This is a genomic window from Hydrogenibacillus schlegelii (genome assembly GCF_001653195.1).
In the GTDB taxonomy this organism is placed as follows: Bacteria; Bacillota; Bacilli; order Thermicanales; family DSM-22653; genus Hydrogenibacillus; species Hydrogenibacillus schlegelii.
The window spans coordinates 21230-46452 of the sequence record NZ_JXBB01000063.1 but is presented as its reverse complement, the minus strand read 5'-3'; the positions used below and the strand labels follow the sequence as shown (position 1 = coordinate 46452).

The 25223-nt window shown below is 68.8% G+C and carries 22 protein-coding genes; 9 read left to right on the top strand and 13 right to left on the bottom strand.

Translation table 11 applies throughout. From position 1 onward, the window contains the following. Position 1: 1 nt before the first annotated feature. The 4 genes from SA87_RS11680 to SA87_RS11665 are packed head-to-tail and all read left to right on the top strand — an operon-like array spanning position 2 to position 4168. Positions 2-1369, top strand: a complete 1368-nt coding sequence (locus tag SA87_RS11680) for a YheC/YheD family endospore coat-associated protein (protein ID WP_066203471.1) — start codon at positions 2-4, stop codon at positions 1367-1369. After that, positions 1366-2589 carry a YheC/YheD family protein gene (locus SA87_RS11675; RefSeq protein ID WP_066203468.1) on the top strand — a complete coding sequence of 408 codons (1224 nt, stop codon included), beginning with the start codon at positions 1366-1368 and terminating at the stop codon, positions 2587-2589. Before SA87_RS11680 ends, SA87_RS11675 begins: the two co-directional genes overlap by 4 nt. After that, positions 2586-3095: a GNAT family N-acetyltransferase gene (locus SA87_RS13620; protein ID WP_066203465.1), complete on the top strand. Its 510-nt coding sequence runs from the start codon at positions 2586-2588 to the stop codon at positions 3093-3095. The genes SA87_RS11675 and SA87_RS13620 overlap by 4 nt, the downstream gene beginning before the upstream one ends. Further along, positions 3074-4168 carry a YheC/YheD family protein gene (locus tag SA87_RS11665; protein ID WP_066203462.1) on the top strand — a complete coding sequence of 365 codons (1095 nt, stop codon included), beginning with the start codon at positions 3074-3076 and terminating at the stop codon, positions 4166-4168. Before SA87_RS13620 ends, SA87_RS11665 begins: the two co-directional genes overlap by 22 nt. Here SA87_RS11665 and SA87_RS11660 read toward each other — a convergent pair. Continuing rightward, positions 4120-4809, bottom strand: coding sequence for a C40 family peptidase (locus SA87_RS11660; RefSeq protein WP_066203459.1), 690 nt, complete (start codon positions 4807-4809; stop codon positions 4120-4122). The genes SA87_RS11665 and SA87_RS11660 overlap by 49 nt on opposite strands. 283 nt (positions 4810-5092) lie before the next feature. Between SA87_RS11660 and proC the strand changes: the two genes are divergently transcribed. Together proC and SA87_RS11650 are read left to right on the top strand one after the other, a co-directional pair. Further along, the gene (gene proC / locus SA87_RS11655) at positions 5093-6019 is read left to right on the top strand and encodes a pyrroline-5-carboxylate reductase (protein WP_066203456.1); all 927 of its coding nucleotides are present in this window, start codon (positions 5093-5095) and stop codon (positions 6017-6019) included. A gap of 57 nt (positions 6020-6076) precedes the next feature. Beyond that, positions 6077-7495, top strand: a complete 1419-nt coding sequence (locus tag SA87_RS11650; protein WP_245637730.1) for a dipeptidase — start codon at positions 6077-6079, stop codon at positions 7493-7495. Positions 7496-7580: 85 nt separating this feature from the next. Here SA87_RS11650 and SA87_RS11645 read toward each other — a convergent pair whose 3' ends face one another. The 4 genes from SA87_RS11645 to SA87_RS11625 all read right to left on the bottom strand — a co-directional run bounded on the left by SA87_RS11645 (position 7581) and on the right by SA87_RS11625 (position 12387). Then, positions 7581-9155 carry a sensor histidine kinase gene (locus tag SA87_RS11645; RefSeq protein WP_066203453.1) on the bottom strand — a complete coding sequence of 525 codons (1575 nt, stop codon included), beginning with the start codon at positions 9153-9155 and terminating at the stop codon, positions 7581-7583. Beyond that, entirely contained in the window at positions 9152-9835 is a 684-nt protein-coding gene (locus SA87_RS11640; protein ID WP_066203450.1) for a response regulator transcription factor, read from the bottom strand. The genes SA87_RS11645 and SA87_RS11640 overlap by 4 nt, the downstream gene beginning before the upstream one ends. 360 nt (positions 9836-10195) lie before the next feature. Continuing rightward, complete coding sequence (locus SA87_RS11630) at positions 10196-11362, bottom strand: S1C family serine protease (RefSeq protein ID WP_066203445.1); 1167 nt, start codon at positions 11360-11362, stop codon at positions 10196-10198. A gap of 152 nt (positions 11363-11514) precedes the next feature. After that, positions 11515-12387, bottom strand: a complete 873-nt coding sequence (locus SA87_RS11625) for an undecaprenyl-diphosphate phosphatase (protein ID WP_066203657.1) — start codon at positions 12385-12387, stop codon at positions 11515-11517. A 179-nt stretch (positions 12388-12566) separates the two neighbouring features. On the opposite strand from SA87_RS11625, the gene SA87_RS11620 reads away from it, so the two are divergent. Beyond that, a complete protein-coding gene (locus SA87_RS11620; protein WP_066203442.1) occupies positions 12567-13121 on the top strand; it encodes a BclA C-terminal domain-containing protein in 555 nt (184 codons plus the stop codon). Between the two features lie 42 nt (positions 13122-13163). On the opposite strand, the gene thiE is transcribed toward SA87_RS11620, so the two are convergent. Next, positions 13164-13820 (bottom strand): thiamine phosphate synthase, encoded by a 657-nt coding sequence (gene thiE / locus SA87_RS11615; protein WP_066203439.1) that lies wholly within the window; start codon positions 13818-13820, stop codon positions 13164-13166. A 201-nt stretch (positions 13821-14021) separates the two neighbouring features. On the opposite strand from thiE, the gene SA87_RS14525 reads away from it, so the two are divergent. Then, the gene (locus tag SA87_RS14525; RefSeq protein ID WP_066203436.1) at positions 14022-14744 is read left to right on the top strand and encodes a MarR family winged helix-turn-helix transcriptional regulator; all 723 of its coding nucleotides are present in this window, start codon (positions 14022-14024) and stop codon (positions 14742-14744) included. Further along, positions 14674-15255: a protoglobin domain-containing protein gene (locus SA87_RS11605; protein WP_066203427.1), complete on the top strand. Its 582-nt coding sequence runs from the start codon at positions 14674-14676 to the stop codon at positions 15253-15255. Before SA87_RS14525 ends, SA87_RS11605 begins: the two co-directional genes overlap by 71 nt. Here the strand turns inward: SA87_RS11605 and thiD are convergent. The 7 genes from thiD to SA87_RS11570 all read right to left on the bottom strand — a co-directional run bounded on the left by thiD (position 15249) and on the right by SA87_RS11570 (position 24974). Then, complete coding sequence (thiD, locus tag SA87_RS11600; RefSeq protein ID WP_066203424.1) at positions 15249-16115, bottom strand: bifunctional hydroxymethylpyrimidine kinase/phosphomethylpyrimidine kinase; 867 nt, start codon at positions 16113-16115, stop codon at positions 15249-15251. The two genes, SA87_RS11605 and thiD, sit on opposite strands and share 7 nt — an antisense overlap. 78 nt (positions 16116-16193) lie before the next feature. Further along, entirely contained in the window at positions 16194-17048 is an 855-nt protein-coding gene (gene thiM / locus SA87_RS11595; protein WP_066203418.1) for a hydroxyethylthiazole kinase, read from the bottom strand. 310 nt (positions 17049-17358) lie between these two features. Further along, positions 17359-17922 carry an energy coupling factor transporter S component ThiW gene (gene thiW, locus SA87_RS11590; protein ID WP_066441414.1) on the bottom strand — a complete coding sequence of 188 codons (564 nt, stop codon included), beginning with the start codon at positions 17920-17922 and terminating at the stop codon, positions 17359-17361. Positions 17923-18385: 463 nt separating this feature from the next. Continuing rightward, entirely contained in the window at positions 18386-19648 is a 1263-nt protein-coding gene (locus SA87_RS11585; protein WP_066203415.1) for a molybdopterin molybdotransferase MoeA, read from the bottom strand. A gap of 316 nt (positions 19649-19964) precedes the next feature. Then, positions 19965-21497 carry a SpoVR family protein gene (locus tag SA87_RS11580; RefSeq protein ID WP_066203412.1) on the bottom strand — a complete coding sequence of 511 codons (1533 nt, stop codon included), beginning with the start codon at positions 21495-21497 and terminating at the stop codon, positions 19965-19967. 182 nt (positions 21498-21679) lie between these two features. Further along, on the bottom strand, positions 21680-22855 hold the full coding sequence (locus tag SA87_RS11575; RefSeq protein ID WP_066203410.1) for a YeaH/YhbH family protein: 1176 nt from the start codon (positions 22853-22855) through the stop codon (positions 21680-21682). Positions 22856-23021: 166 nt separating this feature from the next. Next, positions 23022-24974: a PrkA family serine protein kinase gene (locus SA87_RS11570; protein ID WP_082910558.1), complete on the bottom strand. Its 1953-nt coding sequence runs from the start codon at positions 24972-24974 to the stop codon at positions 23022-23024. Between the last annotated feature and the right edge of the window lie 249 nt (positions 24975-25223).

Genomic DNA, 25223 nt, shown 5'->3' with positions numbered 1-25223 from the left:
GATGCCCCAGGACTCAGCGCCGTTCGGTCCCTTCGTCGTCCGCCCGGCGAGCGGTCCGGACCTCTGGCTCGCCCTCCCGCCGGCCGCCCTCCCCGCCGGCACGGAACGGACGGCCGTCGTCCGTTTCGGCCACGCCGCCGCCGTCGCCGAACTGAAACGCCTACGCGGCCCCGGCGCCCGCCGGGTCGTGGCGGCGAGCCCGGCCCTCCTCGGCACCCTCGGCCTCTGGCCGGGTGCCCGGCTGTTCGCCCTCCGGGACGGCGGCATCCTGCGCTTCGGGCCGCTCATCGGCATCGCCACCGCCGGACCGGCGCGACGAATGCGGGCCCTCCTCGAAGCCTTCGCCCGCCTTCGGCCGGACGTCCCGTTTGCCGTCTTCGATCTCCGGGACGTCGACTGGGCGCGGCTTCGGGTCCCGGCCCTCGTCTGGACCGAACGCGGACCCCGGTCGGCGGCGGTGCCGCTTCCGGACGTCGTCTACAACAAAATCCCCTCCCGCCGCCTGGAGCAAAAGCTCGAACGGGAAGGGATCATCGACCGCTGGTATGCCTTGAGCCGGGCGCCGATCGTCAACGCCTCGTACTTTCACAAATGGGACGTCTATCTCGACCTCATCGCCTACCCGGAAATCCGCCCGAACCTCCCGGAGACGATTCTCGCCCCGGATGAAGCCGACGTCGCCGATCTCCTCGCCCGACACCGACGGGTCTACCTGAAACCCGCCGAAGGGGCCAAAGGGCGCGGCATCATCCGCCTCGACCGCGACGGGCCGGAGATCGTCGCCCGGTTTTACCTCGGCGGGCGGCCCCGCCTTCGGCGGGTGACGTCGCTCCGGCGCTTTTTGCGACAGGCCTTTCCCCCCGGGCGGCTTCGATCGTATATCGCCCAGCAGGGCATCCCCCTCATCGCCGAAGGCGGCCGGCCGGTCGACTTCCGGCTGCACCTCGCCAAAGGCGAGGACGGCCGCTGGCATCCGATCGTGCTGGCGGCCAAGGTCGCCGGGGAAGCCGGCGTCACGACCCACCTCGCGTACGGCGGCCGGCTGGACGACGCCGGAGCGGTCCTCGGCCGGCACTTCGGCGAGCAGGCCGTGGGCTTAAGGCTGGCCCTCCTGCAGTTCGGCCGCGCCGTCGCGGAAAAGCTGGAGCACGCCACCGGACAGCCGCTCATCGAACTCGGCCTCGATCTCGGCGTCGACGAAGACGGCCGCCTGTGGCTGTTCGAGGCGAACGCCAAACCCGGCCAGGCGGCTTTCGGCCGCGACCGGCACCTCGTTCGCCTCCGGCGGTTCAAGCTCATCGCCGCCCTCATCCGCCTGGCCGGCTTTCCCGCCGGCGCTTCGGGGGAGAAAAAGGAGGGACCCGCGTGAAGCCGGCACTCACCGTCGGCATCCTCACGGCGACGCCGTCCGGCGCCCGAGCGTTTCGCTTCGGCGGCCGCTACAGGCGGCTGGCCCGGCACGGGCTTCAGGAAAACGTCTTCGTGTACGCCGTCCTTCCGGAATGGATCGACGTCGATCGGCGGACCTATCAGGCGGTGCCGCTCTTTTTGGACGGCGACCCCAAGCGGGTCACCCTCTCCGCCTTCGACGTCATCTACAACCGCCTGCCGACGCCGGAGCTCGAAGCCAAACACCGCCGGCTTTTGGCGGAACTTTCGCTCCTCACCGGCGGCGCCGTGTTCAATCCGCGCTTCATCGATAAATGGACGCAGTACGTCCGCTTCGCCCCGCTCCGGCCGCGCCTTCACCTGCCCCATACGGAACGCCTCACGGCGCCGGAAGACGTCCGGCGCTGGATCGGCGGGCCGTTTTACGTCAAGCCCGTCTCCGGCCGGATGGGCGACGGCGTCGCCTTCGTCCGGGAAGACGGCGGAACGTTTTGGGTCATCGGGACTAAGACCCGCCGGCACTATGCCGACGCCGGCGCGCTGGCCCAAGCCCTCTTTCAAGAAGCCCGGCGGCGGCCGATGCTCCTTCAGCGGGCCGTCCGGCGGGTGTTCCTCGATGGGGCCGCCGTCGACCTCCGGGTGCTCGTGCAAAAAAGATCCGGCGGGCGCTTCCGCCTCACCGGCATCGGCGCCCGCGTCGGCCGGCCCGGCGCCCCGACGACCCACGTTCCCCGGGGCGGTCGGATCGCTCCCGTCCGGCCGCTGCTCGAAACGCTCTTTTCTCCGGCGGAGGCGGCCCGGATTGTGGAGCGAACGCGTTTTCAGGCGCTCATCGCCGCCGAAGCCCTCGATCGGACGTTCGCTCTCAGCCTCGGCGAGCTTTCGTTCGACTTCGCATTGGCGGAGGACGGCGAGCCGTGGCTGCTCGAAGCCAACGCGAAGCCGATGGCGTTTGACGAAACGGCGATCGAGCGCCGGTGGCGGTCGGCGTTTTTTGACACGGTGCGGCACTTTGCGGCCGCCGGCCGGGCCCATCGCCCGGGCGGCGGACCGAGAGGACCGGGAGGCGGCGGCCCCCGCGCTTCGGCCGGAAGCGGGCGCCGGTCGAATGGCGCCGGGACGGACGCCGCGGCCAGGGGCGACGGCCGCCCGCCGGCGGGGCCGGTCAAAACCGTCCCGCCCGGGGAGGCGCGACCGTGATCCGCCTTCGCCGCCTCGCGCCGCCCGACGTCCTCCGCCGGCGCCGGACGCTCCTTCGCTTCATTCGCCGGCACGGCGAGCGGCGGATCACCGCCGCCGCCCTCCGTCGGATCGCCCGGACCGCTCCGGAAGCCTGGCTCGCCCCCGGCACTGCCGTCTACGTGGCCCTCGAGCCCCGGCCCGGCGAAGGCTCCGGCGGGCGGCTGATCGGCGTCCTGGCCGCCTTGGACTACGGCCTGGCGGCCTCCCTTCTCGTCGTGCACCGAAGCCGCCGGAACCGGGGTCTCGGCCGGGCGCTCCTCGCCGCTGCCTTACGGGATCTCGGAAAACTCTACGGTCGGATCCGCGCCGACAACGGCCCGAGCCTCGCCGCCGCCCGGGCCGCCGGCCTTACGCCCCTGTTGGTCGCCCCGCCGGCGGCCGACGACCTCCCCCCGACGGTGATCGTCGGCGGCGGCCGGGTCGACCCGGAGGAGGCCCGACGATGTGCCATCTCGGTTTTCTGACCTTGCGCCGGGCCCGGGACGAGGCCGGCGGCCTTGTTCCGACGCCGCCCGGCCCTCCGATCCCCCCGGCCGACGCGGCCCCTTCGGCCCTGGCGTCGCTCGCCTTTGCCCGGCGCCTCGCGGACTTCGGCCGGCCGTTCGGCATCGCCGTCGTCGCCTTTACCCCGGACGATCTCCGTCCCGACGGCACGGTCCGCGCCGTCCTCTTTTCCGGTCGATCCGTTCGCCGGGCGACGATCCCGATGCCGGAGGCGGTGTACGACTTCGTCCGGACCCAACCGACCGACGCCTTCCGGCGCTACCTCGCCGCCCGCAAGGCGGGCCGCTGGCCGAGTCCGTCCCGCGGCGGGAGCGAAAAGTGGCGCCTCGATCGCATCCTCCGGGCCTCGCCGCTTGCGCCGCATCTTCCGGAGACGATCCTCTGGACGGGGGACGCCGAGGCGAGAGCGTCGGCCGAGGCGCTCCTCGCCGGCGGCGACGTCGTCATCAAACCCCGCGCCGGAACCGGCGGCCGGGGCGTCGTCCGCATCCCCCGCGACACCCCGCCTTCGGCGCTTCGCCGGGCGCTCGGGGCCCTTCCGCCGGGGAGGCATCTTCTCCAGCGCTACATCCCCCACGCCGCCGGAGACCGCGTCTACGACGTCCGGGTGCTCGTCCAAAAAACGCCCGACGGCGTCTTCCGGCCGACGGGCGCCGGCGTGCGGACCAACGACCGCCGCCGGTTCGTCACCAACCTCGCCCGGGGCGGCCGGGCCCTTCCCCTGAACGCCTATCTCCTTCGGGTGCGGCGGTTTTCCCCCGCCCGCGCCGAAACGCTTCAGCACGACCTCTTCCGACTCGCCACCGCGGCGGCCGAAGCGCTGGAAGCCGGCCTCGGCCCCCTCGTCGAAGTGGCCCTGGACGTCGTCATCGATCCGGAGGGCCGCCTTTTCATCGTCGAGGCGAACACGAAGCCGGGGCGGGAGCTTTTCCGCCTCCTGGGCGACCGGGCGGCGTACCGGTTGAGCCACCTCCGGCCGCTGTTTTACCTCTGCGCCTGGGCGCGAAACACGGCGTCGATCCGGCGGGCGTAGAGGAAAGCGTCTTTCCAGTAGCCGCTCGTAAGCGACGAGATCTGCACGCCGCGGCCGCCGGCCGGCGAGGCGTGGATGAAGCGACCCCGGCCGAGGTACAGGCCGACGTGGTTCATCTTGCGGTCCTTGCGCGTCGTGAAAAAGACGAGGTCGCCGATCAAAAGCTGCGATTTGGCCACCGGCCGGCCGAACGCCGCCTGCTTCGCCGTCGTCCGCGGGATGTCGATGCCGACGTCGGCGTAGGCCCGCTCAACAAACGCGCTGCAGTCAAACGCGCCGCTCCCGTCGCGGTCGTACGTCGCGCCGAAGCGGTACGGCACGCCGAGGTACGCCTGCGCCTTCTCCGCGAGGACGAACCGGAGCGGCACCGCCGCCGGTGCGGCGGCCGCGGCGGACGGTGTGGCGGCCCCGGCGGACGGCGCGGCCGGAACGGACGAAGCGGCGGTTCCGGCAGACGGCGCGGTCGGGGCGGCCGGAGCGCCGGAAGGCCCGTCCGCCATAGCGCCGGCCGTCCCCGCCGGCGCGGCGGCCGCAAGGGGCGGGAACGCGCCGAAGAGGGCGGCGAAGGCGACGATTCCTCCGAAGGCGAAGACGGCGATCGCCCGCACCGACCGGGCGGTGCGGGCAGGTCCGATGAACATGCGCTCCCTCCCGTCCGAGGTGTTTTTGACCGCTGCCGGCTCGAGGATACCAGAAAAGGAGCCGGCCGGACCTGGAAAAGGTTGTCAATCCGGACGGGGTCGGCAGGCTCACCCTAAGAACGGCCTCGGCGGCCGGCGGCGGCGAAAAACGAGGGGGGTCGGCGGCGGTGAAAGAGGCCGGAAAAAAGCCTCCGAGAAAGGCGGCGGCGAAAGACGGCGGCGAAAGGCTTTGGCAAAATAGGCGGGAACCGTTAAAATGTGAAAAAAGAAAGGAGGACCCCCTGTGCGGACCGAGCCGACCGATGCCGAGACTGCCGGGGCCCATTCGCCCCTCATCTTTCTCGGCGCCGGCGCCGTGAGCGAAGCGATCGTCGCCGGACTCCTGGCTGCCGGCGCCGATCCGACCGCGATCTACGTCACGAACCGCGCCGACGACGGGCGACTGGAACACTTCCGCCGGCGGTTCGGCGTCCACGCCGGGCGGGACACCGCCGCCTTTCCGGCGGGGCTCGTCGTGCTTGCGGTCAAGCCTGCCGACGCCGCCGAAGCCCTACGGGAACACAAGACCCTCTTCACCCGGGCGCCCCTCGCCGTCTCCGTCGCCGCCGGCATCCCCCTCGCGGCGCTCCGTTCGGCCCTGGGGCCGACCCCGCCCCTCGCCCGGGCGATGACGAACACCTCCGTCGTCGTCCGGAAGGCCGTCACCGCGATCAGCTTTGAGGCCGGCGTCCCGCCGGCGTGGCGCCGGGCGGCCGTCCGCCTGTTTGAGGCCGTCGGCACCGTCGTCGAAGTCGACGAGCCGGCCCTCGACGCCGTCACCGCCCTCGCCGGAAGCGGCCCGGCGTACGTCTACTACCTCCTCGAAGCGATGACGGCCGCCGGGGCGGCCGTCGGCCTGTCGCCGGAGCTTTCGGCCCGCCTCGCCCGGGAGACGGTGATCGGCGCCGGCGCGATGCTGGCGGCGGTTCCGGAAGCGCCGGAGGGGCTGCGAAAAAAGATCATGTCGCCCGGCGGGACGACGGAAGCGGCGATCGACGTCTTAGACGCCGGCGGGTTTTTCCGGCTCGTCGAGGCGGCGATCGAAGCCGCCGACCGGCGGGCCAAAGCCCTCGGGGAACGGTTTCGGGCGGCGTTTTACGCCCGGGGCGCCGAACCGGCTGCGCCCGAGGCGCCGGTCGAGCCGGGGGCGCTCGACCGGCGAAGCGTCTGATCGGAGGCGGGAAGGACGCGCCCCGACCTGAACGCTTTCGCCGAAAGGAGTCCGAACATGCTCACCCCACCGCTGAACGCCGTCCTGGAGGCCGTCCGCCGGGAACGGGACGCCATCCTGGACGGGCTCTTCCGGTTTCTCGCCCTGCCGAGCGTAAGCGCCCTTTCCGTGCACAAAGCCGACGTCGACCGGACGGCGGCCTTTCTCGCCGACGCCCTCCGGGAGGCCGGTTTTGCCGACGCCCGGGTGGAGCCGACGGCGGGACACCCGCTCGTCGTCGCCTCGTCCGTCGTCGACCCGCTTCTTCCGACGGTCCTCTTCTACGGCCACTACGACGTCCAGCCGGTCGACCCGGAAGACCGCTGGACGACGCCGCCGTTTGCCCCGGCCATCCGGGACGGCCGGATCTACGCCCGCGGCGCAAGCGACGACAAAGGCCCGGTCTGGATGCACCTTGCCGTCTTCCGGGCGTACCGGGACGCCTGGGGGCGGCTGCCGCTCAACGTCAAGGTCCTCATCGAAGGCGAAGAAGAGATCGGAAGCCCCCACCTCGAGCCGTACCTCGCGGCTCACCGGCATGAACTCGCCGCCGACGCCGTCCTCATCTCCGACACGACGATGCTCGGGCCGGATCGACCGGCGATCACCGTCGGCCTTCGCGGGCTGGCCGCCCTCGAAGTCCGGGTCCGGGGGCCAAAAAGCGACCTCCACTCCGGCCTCTACGGCGGCATCGTCCACAATCCGCTGCAGGCCCTCGTCCGCCTGCTCGCGACGCTCCACGACGCCGACGGCCGGGTCGCCGTGCCGGGCTTTTACGACGACGTCCGGCCGCTTCCCCCGTCCGAACGGGCGGAGATCGCCGCCTTGGCGCCGGCGGCGGACGCTCTCCGGGCGGAGCTCGGCGTTCCGGCCCTGTTCGGCGAAGCGGGCTTTACGCCCCTCGAGCGGAACTGGGCCCGGCCGACGCTGGAACTGAACGGCCTCTTCGGCGGTTTTCAGGGCGAAGGGATCAAAACCGTCATCCCCGCCGAAGCCGGCGCCAAGCTGAGCGCCCGCCTCGTCCCCGACCAGGACCCGGAGCGGATCCTCGACCTCGTCGAAGACCACCTCCGGCGCCACGCGCCGCCGGGCGTCGTCCTCGACCTCCGCCGCTTCGATGCCGGCCGGCCGTACCTCGCCCCGGCGGACCACCCGGCGATCCGGGCAGCGGCGCGGGCCCTCGAGGCGGCCTTCGGCCGGCCGGCGGCATTCATCCGGATGGGCGGCTCCATCCCGATCGTCGAACCCTTCCGGCGACACCTCGGCGCGCCGATCGTCCTCATGGGCCTCGGCCTGACGACGGACAACATCCACGCCCCCGACGAACATTTCGACCTGGCGATTTTCGATCGGGGGCTTGAGGCGATCGTCCGAGCCTACGCCGAGCTCGCCGACGCGCTGGCCCCGGCGGCGGGGCAAACCGGGGCCGACCGATAAGGACGGAGGCGGAAAAAGGCGCCCCGGTTTGCGCCGGGGGGCGGACCGGCGACGCTTCCGGGGTCGGGGGCGATCGGTGCGCGTCTTACGTCGGATCGCGCCCGTGCCGCCCGGGCGGCCCCTTCGGCGCCGTCTCCGACGGCGCCTCCGGCGGCGGGCCCGCTTCGTCGAGCGGCAGCATGAGCGTCACCGCCGTCCCCTGTCCCGGGGCGCTCTCGATCGTTACGTCGCCGCCGTGGGCCCGGGCGACCGCCCGGACGATGGCAAGGCCGAGCCCCGTCCCCGGCCGGTCGAGGGCGTTTTTTCCCCGGTAAAACCGTTCGAAGACGTGCGGGACGTCGTCCGGCGAGATGCCGATGCCCGTATCTTCCACCCGAAAAACGAGTCGCCCGTCGGCCGCCCGGCAGACGATCCGGACCCGGCCCCGGTCGGTGTACTTGAGCGCGTTTTCGAGGAGGAGCTCCACCGCCGACGCCAGGGCGTCCGGACGCCCGCGAAGCCGGCCCGCCGCCCCTTCGGATTCCGGCAGGAAGAGCCCGTCCGCCGTCCGCGCCGATGCTTCGGCCTCCGCCCCGGGGGCCGCCCCGGCCGCCGGGCAGTCGAATTCCACCGCCACGGCGGGCTTTCCGGCGCCGTAGCGGCGCCGGAGGCGCTCGATGAGGGCGGCGAGCCACGGACCGACCGCGAAGGGCTCCATCGCCTCCCGGCGGTCGGCGTCGGCCCGGGCGAGGGCGAGAAGCCGCTCGGCGAGGGCGATCATCCGCTCCACATCGTCCCGAAGATCGCGCACGACGTCCCGGACGTCCGAAACGGGCGTCCCCGCCGCGAGCATCCGCTCAAGAAGCTCCAGATTGCCCCGCATCGCCGTAAGGGGCGTCCGAAGCTCGTGGGAAGCGTCGGCGACAAAGCGTTGCTGCGCCTTGAGGGCCGCCGCCAGCGCTTCGTACGCCGCCTCCAGCCGTCCGAGCATCGCGTTCAGCTGATCGATGAGCCGCCCGAGCTCCGCCGGCGCCCCGCCCTTCGGCACTCGGCGACTTAAGTCCCGGCCGCTTTCGATGTCGGCGACCGTCGCCACGAGGGCCTCCAGCGGGCGGAGTTCCCGGCGGGTCACCGCCGACGTCACCAGCGCCGCGAGGGCGACCAAAAACACCAAGCTCCCGCCGAGCACCAGCCGGAGGTTGGCGAGCGTCCGCTCGAGGGGGTCGAGCGTGCTGGCGACGACGAGGACCCCCACCGCCTGTCCCCGGGCGACGAGGGGCGCCGCCAGCAGGCGAACCCGGTGCCCCCGGACGGCGGCGGTCGCCGTCACCGTCCGCCCGGCCAGGGCCGCCTCAAACACCGGCGCCGGAAGCGGCAGCCGGACGCCCTGAAGCGCCGACGAACGGGCGACGACCCGGCCGTCGGGGCTTAAAATTTCCAGCAACGTGTTGGGAAAAGTAAAAACGTCGACGTCCGGCAGGACGACTTCCTGCCACGGGAAAAAGAGCGGCTCTTCGATTCGGACCGACCGGAGGACCTCGGCCGCCGTCCGCCGGAGGCCGTCGTCGACCGCCGCCTCCTCCCGGGCGGAGAAAAACGCGTACAGCCCGCCGCCGACGGCGGCAAAAAGCGCTGCCAGCGAAAGCGACAGCGCGAGCACGAGCCGTCCCCGGAGCGTCATCGCCCGTCCTCCCGAAGCACATATCCGACCCCTCGGACGGTGTGGATGAGCCGCGGCCGGCCGCCCTCTTCGAGCTTCTGCCGGAGCTGGGCGACGTACACCTCGACGGCGTTCGGCCCGGTGTCCGCCTCCGGGCCCCACAGGCGGGCGAGAATCGCCTCTTTGGCGAGCACCTGCTCCGGATGCTCGAGAAAATAGACGAGGAGCTCAAACGCCTTGCCCGTGACCGGAATCGGCCGGCCGCCCCGACTCGCCTTCCGGGCGCCGAGATCGACCTCGACGTCGGCGTAGCGGAGCACCCCGCCTTTTGCCAGCACCGCCCGGCGCCGAAGCTGCGCCCGGAGCCGGGCAAGGAGCTCCGACAGATGAAACGGCTTCGGCACATAGTCGTCGGCGCCGAGATCGAGCCCCCGGACGCGCGATTCGACGTCGTCCCGAGCGGTGAGCATGAGGATCGGCACCGCCGGATCGCTCCGGCGGAACGCTTCCAGGAGCCGAAATCCGTCGCCGTCCGGCAGCCGGACGTCGAGGAGGATCGCGTCGAAGCCGCCGCGGGCAAACGCCGCCCGGGCCGCCTCGGCGCCGTCGGCCGCCGTGACATCGTATCCTTCATACCGGAGCGCCCGAAGGAGCATCGCGCGAATGTTCGGATCGTCGTCGACGACAAGCACCGTCGCCATCGTCCTCCCCTTTCCGTGCCTGCGCGCCGAAGGAAGCCGGCCGAGCGACCGACGCCCGATCCGCCGCCCTCCCTGAAGCGCTTCTTCTCCCCTCGCTTCCCATTGTACCGGCGGCATCGGGCGCCCGCACGTTTCACTCGCCGAAAAAGCGGCCTTCGTCCGCTTCGCGCTTCGACCCCCGCCACGCCGCCCGTCGACGCGCGGCGACGGAGCGTGCCGGGGTCCCGGCCCGGCCGGCGACCGGCGGCCGAAAGAAGCGTTTCCGCCGTTTCCGCCCAAAAAAGCGCGTGTTTGCGCAAAAGAAGAAGCGCCCGACCGGAGGAAGGGGCCGGGCGCTTTTTTTTGGGGTTTTTGGGGCCATCACTGATACGTCTTCTCGCCGATCCGGACCGAGATCGGGACGAGCTCGCCGCCGCGGTTCACGAGAAGCTTTTTCACCTCGCCGACTTTCGCCTGCTGGATCAGGTCGACGAGCGTCTGGGCGTCGGCGACGTCTTTGCCGTCGAACTGGACGATCACATCGCCGGGCCGAAGGCCCGCCTTCTGAGCGGGGCTTCCGTCAAACACCTGCGACACGAGCGCCCCCTTCGTCGACCGCGGCAGGCCGAGGTAGTCGGCGATGTCCGGCGTGAAATCCTGCACGCCGATCCCGACCCACGGCCGGGAGACCTTCCCCTTCGTGAGGAGGTCATTCAGCACTTCCCTCACCGAATTGCTCGGGACGGCAAAGCCGATCCCCTGCCCCTGGGCGCTCACGGCGGTGTTGATGCCGATGACCTCGCCGCTCAGGTTGAGCAGCGGGCCGCCGCTGTTTCCGGGGTTGATCGACGCGTCGGTCTGGAGGAGGTTTTTAAACTGCTTTCCCTCGACCGTAAGCGGCCGCCCCTTCGCCGAGAGCACCCCGACCGTCACCGTATGATCCAGGCCGAAGGGGTTTCCGATCGCCACCACCCAGTCGCCGACGTCCATCTTGTCCGAATCCCCGAGGGGAAGGTACGGAAATGGGCCCTTTCCGTCCACTTTCAGCACCGCGAGGTCGAGTTCCGGATCCCGGCCGACGACATGGGCCGTAAGCGGCGTCTTCCGGTCGGACATGTAGACCTTGATCTCGCTCGCCTTGTCGATGACGTGGTTGTTCGTGAGAATCGTCCCGTCTTCCGAGATGAAAAAGCCGGACCCGATCGACCCGCTCGGCTGGTTCGGCACCGGCACGCTAAACGGAAACGGCCCGAAGAAAAACATCTCGTCCGTCGACCCGCCCCGGGCGGGGATCTTCGTCTCGATGCGCACCACCGCCGGCCCCGCCTTTTTCACCATCTCGGCGATGAGGCTGTGGCCTTTGTCGGTCGACTCCGGAAGAAGGGCCGCCTTCCCTTCCACGGTGCCGGCGGCGGCCGCCTTCCCGTCGATCGCCGACGCCCCGGCCGATGGAAGCGGCGAGCCGACTTTCCCGAGCCAGAACCCGCTTGCAAAGAGCACGCCGGCCAAAAACGCCAGCACGACCGCCTTGCCGCTCATGCGTTTCATCGGCCTCACCCCTCCCGTTCCGAGATCTTCGAAATCCGTCCACCCTCAATTGAAGCGAAGGAAGCTGAAGCCCGGCTGAAGAAAATGTGACAGATCGGTGAACGACCGGGCGAAAAAGCGCCCGCCGGCGGTCGGCCGAAGGTGCCGGCCGCCTACGTCCGGCGGGCCAACACCCCCCACAACACCGCCACAAGGAGCAGGCGGTAGACGACGAAGGGCCCGAGGCCGTAGCGCTTGAGGAGCCTTAAAAACGTCACCACCGCCAGCATCGCCGTGACGAACGCCGTGCCGAAGCCGGCGAAGAGCACGCCCCAGTCCTCCGGCCGGATGATCGACCAGCTTTTGACGAGGTCGAGGCCGACGGCGCCGAACATGACCGGCACGGCGACGAGAAAAGAAAACTCCGCCGCCGCCGCCCGGGATGCCCCGGCGAGAATCCCGCCGCTGATCGTCGCCCCGGACCGGGAAAAACCGGGGTAGAGGGCGAGCGTCTGAAAAAGGCCGATCCAGAGCGCCTGAGCGTACGTGAGCTCGTCGACCGTCCGGGCCGTCGGTCCGGCGCTTCCCGGCCTCCGCCGCGTGCCGGCGTTCGCTTCCGTCCCTCGCGGCATGCCGGCGTTCGCCTCTCCCCTTCGGGCCACCCATTCCGCCGCCGCCATCAAGAGCGCCCCCGCGAAGAGGCCGTAGACGACCGTCTGCGGCGAAAACAGCCGGCTTTTGATAAAGTCGTGCAGAAAAAAGCCGGCGACGGCCGCCGGCAGCACGCCGAGGGCGAGGTGGACGATGTTGAGCCGGCGGGCCCGAAGGTCCGGCACGGTCAAAAAACCGACCAACCGCCGGAAATACAGCACGACGATGGCGAAGATCGCCCCCAGCTGAATAAAAATGTCAAACGTCTTGGCCAATTCTCCGGTAAACCCGAGCCAGTGCCCGACGAGGATGAGGTGCCCCGTGGACGAAATCGGCAAAAACTCGGTGAGTCCTTCGAGCGCCCCGAGCAGCACGGCCACCCCGAATTCCGACATCCACCCGAGCTCCTCTCTTTCCGGCTCATCCGGCCGGACCATCCCGGCCGCTCCCCGCACCGGCGGGCCCACCGCTTATCCGCCGTCGTGCGGATGGGGCGCCCGCCTTGTTCCTTTGCCGCGGCGTCCGGCTCCCCTCGGACATACCGTATTCGCAGGCGGCGAAAGGAGGTGTCATCATGAGTTGCCATAAAAAGATTGTCGTCCCGACCAAGAAAACCGGGGGACTGAAGATCATCATCCATCCCACGTGCCAGCCGACGGTGACCTGTCAGTGCCCGCAGCCGTCGGAACCCCCGCCGCCGGGAAACGGAGGCGGAGCGCCCACCCCCCTCGGATTTCTCAGCCGCTCCAACGTCGGCGGGCTCCTCAACATCGGCGTCAACGAACCGGTGTCCTTCAACACGCCCGGCGTCCAGGTCGGCGACGACATCGTCGTCCTGAACGACACGACGTTTTCAATTCAGCGCCCCGGCTTCTATGTCGTGCAATTTTATCTGTACACCGTTGCCGCCACCTTGCTCGGCACGGTCAAAGTCCAGTTCAGCGGGACCGCCGCGCCGAACCCGAACGACGTCCCCTTCAGCCTCCTTCTGGCCGGCGTCAACTTGAGCGGCGCCGTCGCCTTTGAGGCCAAGACGCCGGGGGCACTGCAGCTTGTGCAGACCGGCCTCGGGCTCAGCCTGAGCACCAGCGGCACGAACGCCGTCATCCTCATCCGGCGGATCGCTTAAGCCGCCTGCGGGCGCCGGTTTTTGCCGGTCCGGAGCCCGGCGTCAGCCGCCGCGCGGCCCGAGCCCCGCCTCCGCCGCCCGGGTGATCGCCCGGGCGGCCTTTTTCGGCTCGTCGGCCCGGGCGACCGCCGAGATGTACGCCACGCCGTCGGCGCCGTGCCGCATGACGCCTTCCGCGTTCTCCGGCGTGATGCCGCCGATGGCCACGATCGGAAGCGCGATGCCCGCCTCCCGGAGGCGCGCCACGTGCTCCGGCCCGACCGGCGGCTTCCCCGGCTTCGTCTGCGTCGGAAAGATCGGCCCGGCGCCGATGTAATCCGCGCCCGCCGCCTCCGCCCGCTTGGCCTGTTCCAAGGTGGTCGTGGAGACCCCGATGAGGAGTTTCGTCCCCACCCTTTGTCTCACGCGCTCGATCGACTCGTCCTCCTGCCCGATATGCACCCCGTCCGCCTCGACCTCGAGGGCCAGATCCGGATCGTCGTCGACGAAAAACAGCACCCCGTGCCGCCGGGCCACCGCCCTGAGGCGCCGGGCGAGGGCGAGCCGCTCCTCGCCGGTGAGCGCCCCGGGCCCCTTTTCCCGGAACTGGTACGCGGTGATGCCCCCTTCGATCGCCTGCTCCAGGAGCCAGATCGGATCGTACTTCGTATCCGGCGTGCCGAAAATGAAATAACTGAGCAGGGCTTTTCGGTCCAACACGATCTTCCCTCCTCCGGACTCGCCCCTCCGTCCTCCGCGCTCCCTTTCCCGCACGCCCTCATCTTACCACGCGAACGCCCGCCGGAGAACCGCCGGACGTCCGCGGCGGCCTTGGATGCAAAATGTCTGTATTGACAAAATAAATGCGTTCGGTAGACTTTTATTAGGAGTGCTAATTAAGTTGGAGGTGGGGGCCGGGAAATGCCGACGCACGATGAACTCGACGTCGCCAAGCGGATCGTCATCGGCCTCAACAAAATCGGCCTCGCGCTTCGGCATCACGCCTGGCAAAAAGCGGACAAAGCGCGTCTTACTCCGACACAGGGCCAGATTTTGAGCTTCCTCGACGCCCATGCGGGCGAATGCGTCGGGACGAGCGCCGTCGCCGAGGCGCTGGCCCTGACCCGCCCGACGGCAAGCGAGGCCATCCACGCCCTTGTTCAAAAAGGATGGGTGAAAAGAGAACCTTCTCCGGCCGACAGGCGGGCGGCGTGCTGGACGCTGACCGAGGCGGGCCGGCGTCAGGCCGAAGCCGCTAAGACGTGGGCCGACTTCCTCCTGCCGGCCGTCGCCGCGCTCGATCCGAACGAACAGGTGATTTTTCTCCGCAGCTTGATGAAGATGATCCGCGTGCTCCAAGTTCAACAGAAGATCCCGATCGCGGCGATGTGCGTAACCTGCCGCTTTTTCCGCCCCTGCGTGCATGACGATCCGCAAAAGCCGCACCACTGCGCCTTTGTAGACGCTCCGCTCGGCGACCGCGATCTCCAGCTGATGTGCTCCGATCACGAAACGGCCGATGAGGCGCATGCCGCGCACGTCTGGAACATCTTGACGCAAAGGAGGAGACGCCATGACGATCCCCGGGTACATGATGGGGTCCCCGACGCTGCCGCCGGCGCCGCTGAAACCCGAAGAGATTGAAGAGATCAAAAAAACGCTCACGCTGACCGACGATGACCTCCGCTTCTTGCGAATGTCGCTGCCGATCGTCGAGGCGCACGCCGATGAAATTCTCGACGTCTGGTACGGCTTTGTCGGCTCGCACCCGCATCTTTTGTATTATTTCAGCCGCCGGGACGGCACGCCGAACGAAACCTACCTTGCCCGCGTCCGCCAGAGGTTCAAACAATGGATCATCGACACGGCACAGGCGGAATACGATGACGCCTGGCTTCGCTACCAGTTCGAAATCGGGCGCCGCCACCACCGGACGGGCAAGAACAAGACCGACGGCGTGGACAGCGTTCCCCATATCCATTTCCGGCACCTCTTCGCCCTCGCCATCCCGGTCTTACACACGCTGAAGCCTTTCCTCGCCCGCGGAAGCCACGACACCGAAACGGTTGAACGGATATTTCAGGCATGGCAAAAAGCAGTCCTGTTCCAGCTCATTCTCTGGTCCTATCCGTACGTCAAAGAGGGCGATTACTGAACGTCTTCCCACTCGACCTCCGGGGCCGCCTCCGCCGAAAGCGTCGCCGCCGGCCGGAGGGCGCCGTACGCCCAGTGGTTCGTCGGTCCGTGCCCCGACCCGAGCGGAAGCGCCGAGCGGATGGCCGCGTCGATGAACCGCTCGGCGGTGAAGACCGCCTGAAACACGTCCGCCCCCTTCGCCAGCTCGGCCGCGATCGCCGCCGAAAAGGTGCAGCCCGTACCGTGGGTGTTTTTCGTCGCCGTCCGCTTTTTCTTAAAGACGACCGCCCGCGCCCCGTCGAAAAAGACGTCCTCCACGACGGGGCCTTCTTCATGCCCGCCTTTGATGACGACGTGCCGCGCGCCGCGGGAATAAAGCGCCTCCGCCGCCCGAAGCTTGTCCGCCCGCGTGCGGATCGCCCGTCCGGTGAGCCGCTCCGCTTCCGGAAGGTTCGGCGTGACGACGAGGGCGAGAGGCAGGATCGCATCGAGATACGCCTGCACCGCCTCGTCCTGTAAAAGCGGCGCGCCGCCCTTGGCGACCATCACCGGATCGACGACGAGCCGTTCGATCCGGTGCTTTCGTATGCGCTCGGCGACGGCCTCGATGATGGCGCGGGAAAACAGCATCCCCGTCTTCGCCGCGTCGACCCCGAGGTCGTCCGCCACGGCGTCGATCTGCGCCGCCACCGCCTCCGGCGAAAGGGGATAGACGCCGGTGACGTCCCGCGTGTTCTGGGCCGTCACCGCCGTGATGGCGCTCATGCCGAAGACGCCGAGGGCAAAAAACGTCTTCAAATCCGCCTGGATGCCGGCGCCGCCGCCGGAGTCCGACCCGGCGATCGTCAGCGCCCGCGCCACCGGCGTTCCCGAACGCATCGCCGATCCCTCCCGTCCCGTTCCGGATCTCGCTTAGACCTTGCCGCCTCGCCGAGCGCCGAAAGAGAAATGCCGGCCTTACGCGCTCCCGCCGCCTTCGGCCGCCATCTCCTCCGCCTCCCGGACGCGGGCCCGCGCCGCGAGCGCCCCTTCATCGAGCCCGTCGAGGGCGTCGAGGAGGGCGATGCCGTAACGTCCGCTTCGCACCGGGCCTAAAGCCGCAAGGCGCTCCCGGGCGATCTCCCCCGCCACGCCGAAGGCGACGAGGGCATCGGCCGCCGCCCGGAACGCCTCTTGTTCCACCGCGGCAAACGCCGCCACGACCGCCCCGAGGAGGCAGCCGCTTCCCGTCACCCGGGCCATGAGCGGATCGCCGTTGGCGACGATGAGCGTCCTTCGTCCGTCGGTGACGAAATCTTCCGGCCCCGTGGCGGCGACGACCGTTTCGAAGCGCTCCGCCGCCGCCCGGGCGACGGCCACCGCCACCGCCGTCGGCACCGCCTCCGCATCGACCCCTTTGATCGGGAGCGGCCGGCCGATGAGATTTGCCACCTCGGCGACGTTGCCCCGGATGACGGCAAACCGCCCGGCGGAAAGAAGCCGCTCAACGGCTTCGGTGCGAAACGCCGTCGCGCCGACCCCAACCGGATCGAGGACCGCCGGCACGCCGGCGGCGTTCGCCGCCCGGAGCGCTTCTTCCATCGCCCGAAGCGTCCGATCGGAAAGGGTTCCCAGGTTGATGAGCAGCGCGTCGGCCTTTCCCGCCACCTCGCCCGCCTCTTCCGGCGCGTCGGCCATCACCGGCGAGGCGCCGAGGGCGAGAAGGCCGTTTGCTGTAAAATTTTGTACGACCGTGTTGGTGATGGCATGAATGAGCGGGCGGCGCTCCCGGATCGCCCGAAGCGCCGCGCCGGCCCGGGAAGCGTCGAACATCGGATCGAACCTCCTGCTGCTCGGGAACCTCGCCCAGAAATCTCCCGATGGCTGATGGCTGACGGCTGATCGCTGACTGCTGATCGCTGATCACCGCTCGCCGCTCATCCCCCTGCGCGGCCGACGGCCTTTCGCAGCTTAGATCAGCGATCCTACCCGCAAGCGGCCGGTGGGCTTTCGCCCCGGCAGCCTGGAACGTCGTCGACCCGTCCCGGAAGCCGCCCGCCCGAGCGCCTTTCGCCGCGCCGGAGAAAAGAACCGGTGCTCACTGGCGCGGCGGCTCCTTCGCTGCCCTTTCCGCCTTCGCCGCTCATTCGTCTGCGCCGGGCGGCGGGGCGGCATCGAACCGTGAAAGCTTTTCGCCGCCGAGCAGACCGGTACGCCGAAGCGCAAGGAGAAGGACAACCCCGCCGGCGGCCCCGAGGACCGAGCTTAAGAGAAACGGCCCCACAAAACCCAAAAGCGCCACCTCCCGGCTTGCGATGAGGCGGCCGAGGCCGTACGCGACCGTCGCCCCGACGAATCCCGTCCCGATCGCCTCGCCGAACGCGGCGGCGACGAAGTGTTGGAAGCGGCGGTAGAGGACGCCGGCGAGCCAGGCGCCGAAGAGGCTCCCGGGGTAGGCGAAGATCGTCCCCGTCCCGAGGGCCAGGCGAAGCGTTGAGGCCGTCGCCGCCTGCAGCACCGCCGCCCCCGGCCCCAGGCGAACCGCCGTCAGGACGTTCACGAGATGCTGCACCGGATACGCCCGAAAGGGACCGATCGGAATGGAAAGAAGCGGACTCAGCACGACCGAAAGGGCCACGAGCGCCGCGATCTCGGCCACCGCCCGCGGCGACAATCCGAGACGGTCGATCTCTCTCTGCCGGTCCATACTCCCCTTCCTTTCGCGCAGGGTTATAAGACATCTGCCCTGCGACCACGGTGACCTGGGGGCCACCTCCTTTCGCGCGGGGTTTTGAGGGCGAGCGGGTCGGACGCCCGCCCCGATGCGGACGGCGGCAAGGCGGCGATGATCGCCGGCTTCGCCGTCGTGGAAGCCGCCCGCCCCGGCGCGGACGGCGGCAGGGCGGCCGCATCACAAGAAAAGCGCCGACCGCATCGGTCGGCGCCCCGCCCGGAAGGCCGGCGCCCGCCGAAGCGCCTCGGCGAGCCGTCCGGCGCGTTCCTTGCGGCCGATTCCCTCCGCCGGTCCGAACCGGATCAGGTTCCAAGGGTTGGGCGTTGCCCTCTCAGCCGCCCGGGAAACCCGCCGGGCCCGTACGACCCAGGCGGCTTCCGGACGGCACCCCCGCAGCCGTCCTCGATTGTCATCCGATCCCGTCCTCCACGGCCGCTCATCCCGGGCAGCCGCCGATCCACCAGACGGTCACCGTCTCCCCGACGGCCGGGTCCGCCTCCGGCGGCACCTCGACGAAGGCGTTCGTCCCGAGAAAGCTCGAAATCGACGCCGACGTCTGCGATCGCCCCGCGTCGACGACGACGGCGCCTCCCTCCAGCCGCGCCTCCGCCCGCCAGAAGCGCGTGCGCCACGTCGGCCGCTCCGCGGGCTTTCCGATCAAGCGCCCCGTCGTCCGAAGCGGTTCCCACCGGCGAGCGCCGGCCATCTTGCGAAGGAGCGGGAGGACGAACAGATGGGTCGTCACAAACGACGACGCCGGATTTCCCGGAAGGGCGATCCACGCCCGGTCGTCGCGGACCGCCACCGTAAGCGGCATCCCCGGCTTGATCGCCACCTTCCGAAACAGGACCTCGAGCCTAAGCCGCGCCATCGCCTCCGGAACGACGTCATAGTCGCCGACCGACACCGCTCCCGTCGTCACGACGACGTCCGCCGCCTCCAGCGCCTCCCCGATCGCCCGGACGACGTCTTCCGTCGCGTCCGGCAGCCGGCCGAGGTCCTCCACCCGAAACCCTTCTCCCGCGAAAAGCGCCCGCAGCATCGGGCCGTTCGAATTGCGGATCTGCCCCGGCCGGAGCGGACCGGCCCCCGTCACAAGCTCGTCCCCCGTCACGGCGAGGGCCACCCGAGGGAGCCGCACGACCGCGACTTCCTCCGCGCCGGCCGTGGCGAGCACCGCCGCCTCCGCCGGGCCGATCCTCGCGCCGGCCTCGACCGGCGCGCTCCCCTGCCGGAGATCGCCCCCTTTCGGCTGCCGCTCCGCCCCCGGCCGCGTCGGACGGACGATATGCACCACCTCGCCGGCGCGGCCGCGGGACCCCGGCGGAAGCACCGCGTCTTCGACCGGCACGACGGCGTCGGCCCCCGCCGGAAGGGGGGCGCCGGTCATGATGCGGACCGCCGTTCCCGGTCGAAGGGCCGCCTTCGGCCAGCCGCCGGCGGGCACCTCCTCCACGATCCGAAGGACGACCGGCGCCTCCGGCGACGCCCCCTCCGTCTCCGCCGCCCGCACGGCAAACCCGTCTTTGAGCGCCCGGTCGAACGGCGGCACGTCCTCGGGAAGGGCCGGCGCCTCCGCCAGGTAGCGGCCGAACGCCTGAAGAAGCGGCCGCCGCTCCGCCGCCCGCGGCCGGGCCCAATCGAAAAGCCGCCGCCGGGCTTCCTCCACCGGGATCGGCCGCACCTCTCGTTCGATCACCCCGCATCCCTCCGTCCGCCTGTTTTTCCGTCCTCATTTTCGAGCGCCGACCCTTGCGGCCCGTTCTCGGCTTGGGCTTTCTCCAAGGCCCTTCCTTCCGTCGCCGCAAAACGCTTTCTTTGATCAATACTATGATCATACCTCGCCCGAAAAACAAGTACAATTCCATCGCGCCCGAAGCAACGATGTCGCACGGAGGTCGATTATTGTTTGTAATCGTTAAAATTTTTGTAGGTGCGTACTCAAACCTTTTGCACCTCGACTTTTGTCCTCAAAATCCCGCAAGCCGTCAGAGAAAAATTTTTCGCATGCCGCCTCAAGCCAAAGCGGTGCGATCATGCCGGATCCCGTCGTAAGAAAATCGGACCGTCCGGCCCTCCAGCACCGTCTCCAGATGCACCGGTCGGCCCCAGAGCCGGTGGACGTGCGGAAGCGTCTGTTCGATCGAGCGGACGTCGAGCTCCGGGCCGTCGTGGACGTGCCGCAAAAGAAGCTCCCCCCGCCGTTCGAAATCCCCGTCGGCGACGACGATGAGGGGAAACCCGCCGCCGATCCGCTGGCGGATGAGCGCCTCCCGCACCGCCGTCCAGTCCGTCGTCTCCACCTGCCAGACGTCGTCCTTCCGGCCGTAGACGAAAAGATCGAGCTCCCGGACGACCTCCTCCGTCAGGTGATTGCGGATGAATGACACGTCGTTGTCGAGCTCCCGCGCCTCGAACATCCCCTCCCGCCCGCTTTTCGCCTCGATCGTCTCGAACATCTTCCAGCCGAGGAGGTACGGGTTGATCCCGCCCGGATACGGCTTCACGATCTCCGCGTGCATCCGCGCAAACTCGATCGCCTCCTCCGGCGAAAGGGGAAGCGCCTGCATGATCTTCCGATGCCAGTAGGTCGCCCACCCTTCGTTCATGAGCTTCGTTTCGAGCTGCGGCCAGAAATACCGCATCTCGTCGTGGACGATCGTGAGGATGTCCCGTTGCCACGGTTCGAGGGCCGTGCTGTACCGAAGGATAAAAAGAAGCACGTCCTTTTCCGGCTCCGGAGGAAAACGCCGGCGCGCCGGGGGCTCCGCTTCCGCCCCGCCGGCGCCGGATCGTTTCCCGTCGTTCCCCGAAAGCCGCTCGTCCAGGGCCCACAAATCGGCAAAAAGCCCCCATCGCCGCTTCTTCCCCGGCGGATCGCCGCCCCCAACGCGCCCGCCCCCGCGAGCCGGCGCCTCCGCCGACCCCGCTTCCCCCTGCCGGTCGGACCCCTCGATCCGCCGGTCGGACCCGTCGACCGCCGCATCGTAAAAAGCATCCGCGTCTTCCCACCAGAACCCCGTCTCCCGGGCCGTCCCGTACGGATCGATGTGCTCCTGGATCGACAGCGCCGCATCCAAAAACGCTTCCACCCGCCGTTCGCCGTACGCGATTTCGTAGCGGCGGATCCGCTCTGCCGATGCCGCCATGCTGTCCACCATGCGGCGGTTCGTCCGGGAAAAATAGACGTTGTTTTTAAAAAAGTCGCTGTGGGCCAGGACGTGCGCCACGATCACCGTGTTCTGCAAAAGCGAATTCCCTTCGTATAAAAACGCCTCGCACGGATCGCTGTTGATGACCAACTCGTAAATCTTCGACAGGCCGAGGTCGTAGTGGAGCTTCATCCGGTAAAACGCCTTCCCGAACTGCCAATGGGAAAAGCGCGTCGGCATGCCGCTCGCGCCGATGGCGAGCATGACGTCCGCCGGGATGATGTGGTAGCGCATCGGAAAAAAATCGAGCCCCATCTCCCGGGCGATCGCCGTCACCGCCTCGATTCGCTCCTTGAGCCGGGCGTCTTCCTCCGCCCGGCGAAGGCGCCCTTTCATGGCCCTCCCTCCCGATGCCCCGTTCCTTTCGCGCTCGAAGCGACGCCTCCTGCCGCCCAAGGGGCCGGCGAAAGCGGCCGGAGCAACCCAAATCGCCCGAGCCGCCCGGCGCTTTCGCCCTCGGCCGCCTGCCGCTTTCGCCCCCGGCCGCCTGCCGCTTCCTCCCCCGTCCGTCCGCCGGTTTACGCCGTCCGCTCGCTGAAAAAGTGCCGGAGCGCCCCGTACAGGTCGCTTTTGTCCTGCAGGCGGACGAGGCGAAACGCCGGAGAGGCGAGCGGCAAAAACTCATCGTAGAGCGTCCGGCGCTTCGCATAGTGGGTCACTTCCGCATACCCGGTGAGGTTCGTCCGCTCGATCAGCGCTTTAAGCAGCCGGCTCGCTTCCGCGTTGTCTTGGGGCAGGTTGTCGCCGTCGGTAAAGTGGATCGCGTAAAGATTGTACCGCTCCGGCGGATATTCCGCCGCGATCAGCCGAAGCGCGAGGGCGTACGCCGACGAGACGACCGTCCCGCCGCTTTCCCCCTTGCGGAAAAACGTCTCCTCGTCGACGACCTTCGCCTCGGCGTGATGGGCGATGTAGACCCGATCCACCCGCTCGAAGCGCGTCTTCAAAAAGCGCGTCATCCAGAAGAAAAACGTCCGCGCCATCTCCTTCTCGTACGTCCCCATCGACCCCGACGTATCCATCATCGCGAAGACGACCGCCCGGCCCTCTTCGTGGGGCGCCGGAGCGTAGGCGCGAAAGCGGAGGTCCTCATCGGTAAGGCGGAGCGCCACCCGCCCCCGCTCCGCCCCGACGCCGCCCCCCTTTTCGGGGCCGGCCAGGGCCGCCCGAAGCCGCGTCCGCTTGAGCGCCTGAAAGACCGTCCGGCGCTTGTCGAGGTTGGCCCAGGCCCCTTTTTTCCGCAAATCCGAAAACCGCTCCCCGTCGGAGGAGACCGCCTCCGGCGCCTTGGGCCGAAGGTTCGGCAGCGTCAGCTCGGAAAACAGCACCTCCTCCACCGCCTCGAGCGTCACTTCCGCCTCGATGTAGTCGACCCCCGGCGCCTCGCCGGGGCCGCCGTCCGGGGTCGCCCCGTCCGCCGCCCGGCCGACGACGTCCCCCGGCCGCGTCCCGCCGGCGCCCTGGCCGACGTGGCGATGCTTGCCCTCATCGAAGCGAAAGCGCGCCTCCTCCAGCGTCCGCACCGGAATGCGGACGATCGCCTTGCCGTCGGAGAGGAAAAAACTCTCATCGTGCAAAAGATCCGGCAGGCGCTCCCGGATCGCCTCCCGCACCCGGGCGTCGTGGCGCCGCCGATCGAGATGCCCCTTCGGATGAAGCGACCAGTCTTCGCGAAACACGAGCCCCTCGTCCATCGTCCCCCCTCCTTTCCGGATCCGCGGCCGTGCCGACATTGCGCTCCCGTGCCGACGCCGCGCGTCCGCGCCGGCGCCGAGGGAAAAGGCCGGGGCCGCGACCCCTCCACTGCCGCCCGGCCGACCGGGGCCCGCCTCACCGCCGTTTTCCCCGATCGGCCGCCGGCTACCGGTTCAAAAGCCCGCCGACGTACCGGAGGAGTTCGTTGGCGCACGTCGCGCAGTAGCCGTACTCGTCGATGAGCCGCCGGGAGACCTCGTTCACCTTCCGGAGCTGCTCCTCATCCGGCGTCACGCTCGACGTCGTGATCCGCACCGTATCTTTGAGATCGGCGAAGAGCTTCCGCTCGATCGCCTCCTTCAGCCGCTCGTGGCTGTCGTACGTAAACGGCCGACCCTTGCGGGCATAGGCCGAGATGCGGATGAGGATTTCCTCCCGAAAGGCCTTCTTCGCGCTTTCCGAGACGCCGATCTGCTCTTCGATCGACCGCATGAGCCGCTCGTCCGGCTCCACCTCTTCGCCCGTGATCGGATCCCGGAGCTTCTGCCGCCGCGACCACGCCTCGATGTTGTCCAGGTAGTTGTTCAAAATCGCCTGCGCCGCCTCTTCGAACGAATAAACGAACGCCTTTTGCACTTCCCGCTTCGCGATCTCGTCGTACTCCTGCCGCGCCAGGGCGATGAACTCGAGGTAGCGCTCCCGTTCCTCCTTCGTGATGCTCGGGTGCTGGTCGAGGCCGTCCTTGATCGCCCGGAGCACGTCGAGGGCGTTGATGCAGTCCGCGTCCCGCCGGATGAGGGCGCTCGAGATGCGGTTGATCACGTACCGCGGGTCGATGCCGCTCATCCCCTCGTCATCGTGCTCCGCCCGAAGCTCCCGAAGATCTGCCTCGCTTAAGCCCTCCACCGCCTCGCCGCCATAGAGCCGGAGCTTTTTCACGAGATCGATCCCCTGTCGCTTCGACGGTTTAAGCCGCGTCAAGATCGAGAAAAAAGCGGCGGTGTAGAGCGCGTGCGGTGCGATGTGCACGCCGCGCAAATCCGATTGTCGGATAAGCTTTTCATAGATCCGCTCCTCTTCCCGCACCTTCAGGTTATAGGGAACCCGAATGACGATCATCCGCGACTGGAGCGCCTCGTTTTTCTTGTCAGCGACAAACCGCCGGTACTCCGCCTCGTTCGTGTGGGCGACGACGAGCTCATCGGCGCTGATCAGGGCAAAGCGCCCCGCCTTAAAATTCCCCTCCTGCGTGAGGGACAACAGGTGCCAGAGGAATTTTTCGTCACTCTTTAAAATTTCTTGAAACTCCATCAAACCGCGGTTGGCCACGTTGAGCTCGCCGTCAAAACGGTATGCCCGCGGGTCCGACTCGACACCGTACTCCGTGATCGTCGCCAGATCGATGCTCCCGGTGAGCTCGGCGATGTCCTGCGACTTCGGGTCCGACGGCGAAAACGTCCCGATCCCCACCCGCTTCGCTTCAGAAAAAAGCACCCGTTCGACGCGAAACCGGTGGATGTCGCCGCCGTACTCCTCGTCCAGCCGGTGGCGGCAGACCGGGCAGAGCTCCCCTTCGATCCGGACGCCGAGCGCCGCTTCAAATTCCGGCCGAAGCTCGTGCGGCACGAGGTGGAGCGGCTCCTCGTGCATCGGACAGCCTTTCAGGCCGTAGACCGCCCCCGCCTCCGTCCGGGTGTACCGCTCGAGCCTGCGCTTCAAAAGCGTCACGATCGTCGATTTCCCGCCGGCGACCGGCCCCATGAGAAGCAAAAGGCGCTTTCGCACGTCGAGCCGCATCGCCGCCGCGTGAAAATATTCTTCGACGAGCTTTTCCAGCGTCTCGTCCAGCCCGAACAGCTCGTCGCTGAAAAAGCGATATCGCTTCCGGCCGTCGACCTCTTCCACCCCGGCGTCGACGATCATGCGGTAGATCCGCCGGTGGGCCGAATCCGCCACATGCGGCGACCGCCGGACGATCTCCAGGTATTCGGCAAACGTCCCCTCCCAGCGGAGGCTTTCTTCCCGCCGATAATACTCCCCGAGGCGCGACCAGAGCCGCTCCAGGGTTTCCGACGTCGGACCGCCCGCCTCGCCGATTCGCGCGCTCCACTCGCTCATGCGGCTCCCTCCGTTTGCCATATATTTCCTAAAAGACCGACTTCGGCGGCGGTGTACGGTCATTATACCACATCGGCCGGCGGTTGTGTTTGAAATTTGCGCCCGCTTCGCGCCGCTTGTGGCGCTCGCCGATTTGCCGTACAATACGGTTGGACGAAAGCGGTCTCAGCCCCTGAGCCATCGCCCGCCCGTCCAAACGTCGGCCGGGCTGCCGAAAACCGGATGCGAGGTGACTGCCGTGCTCTTTAA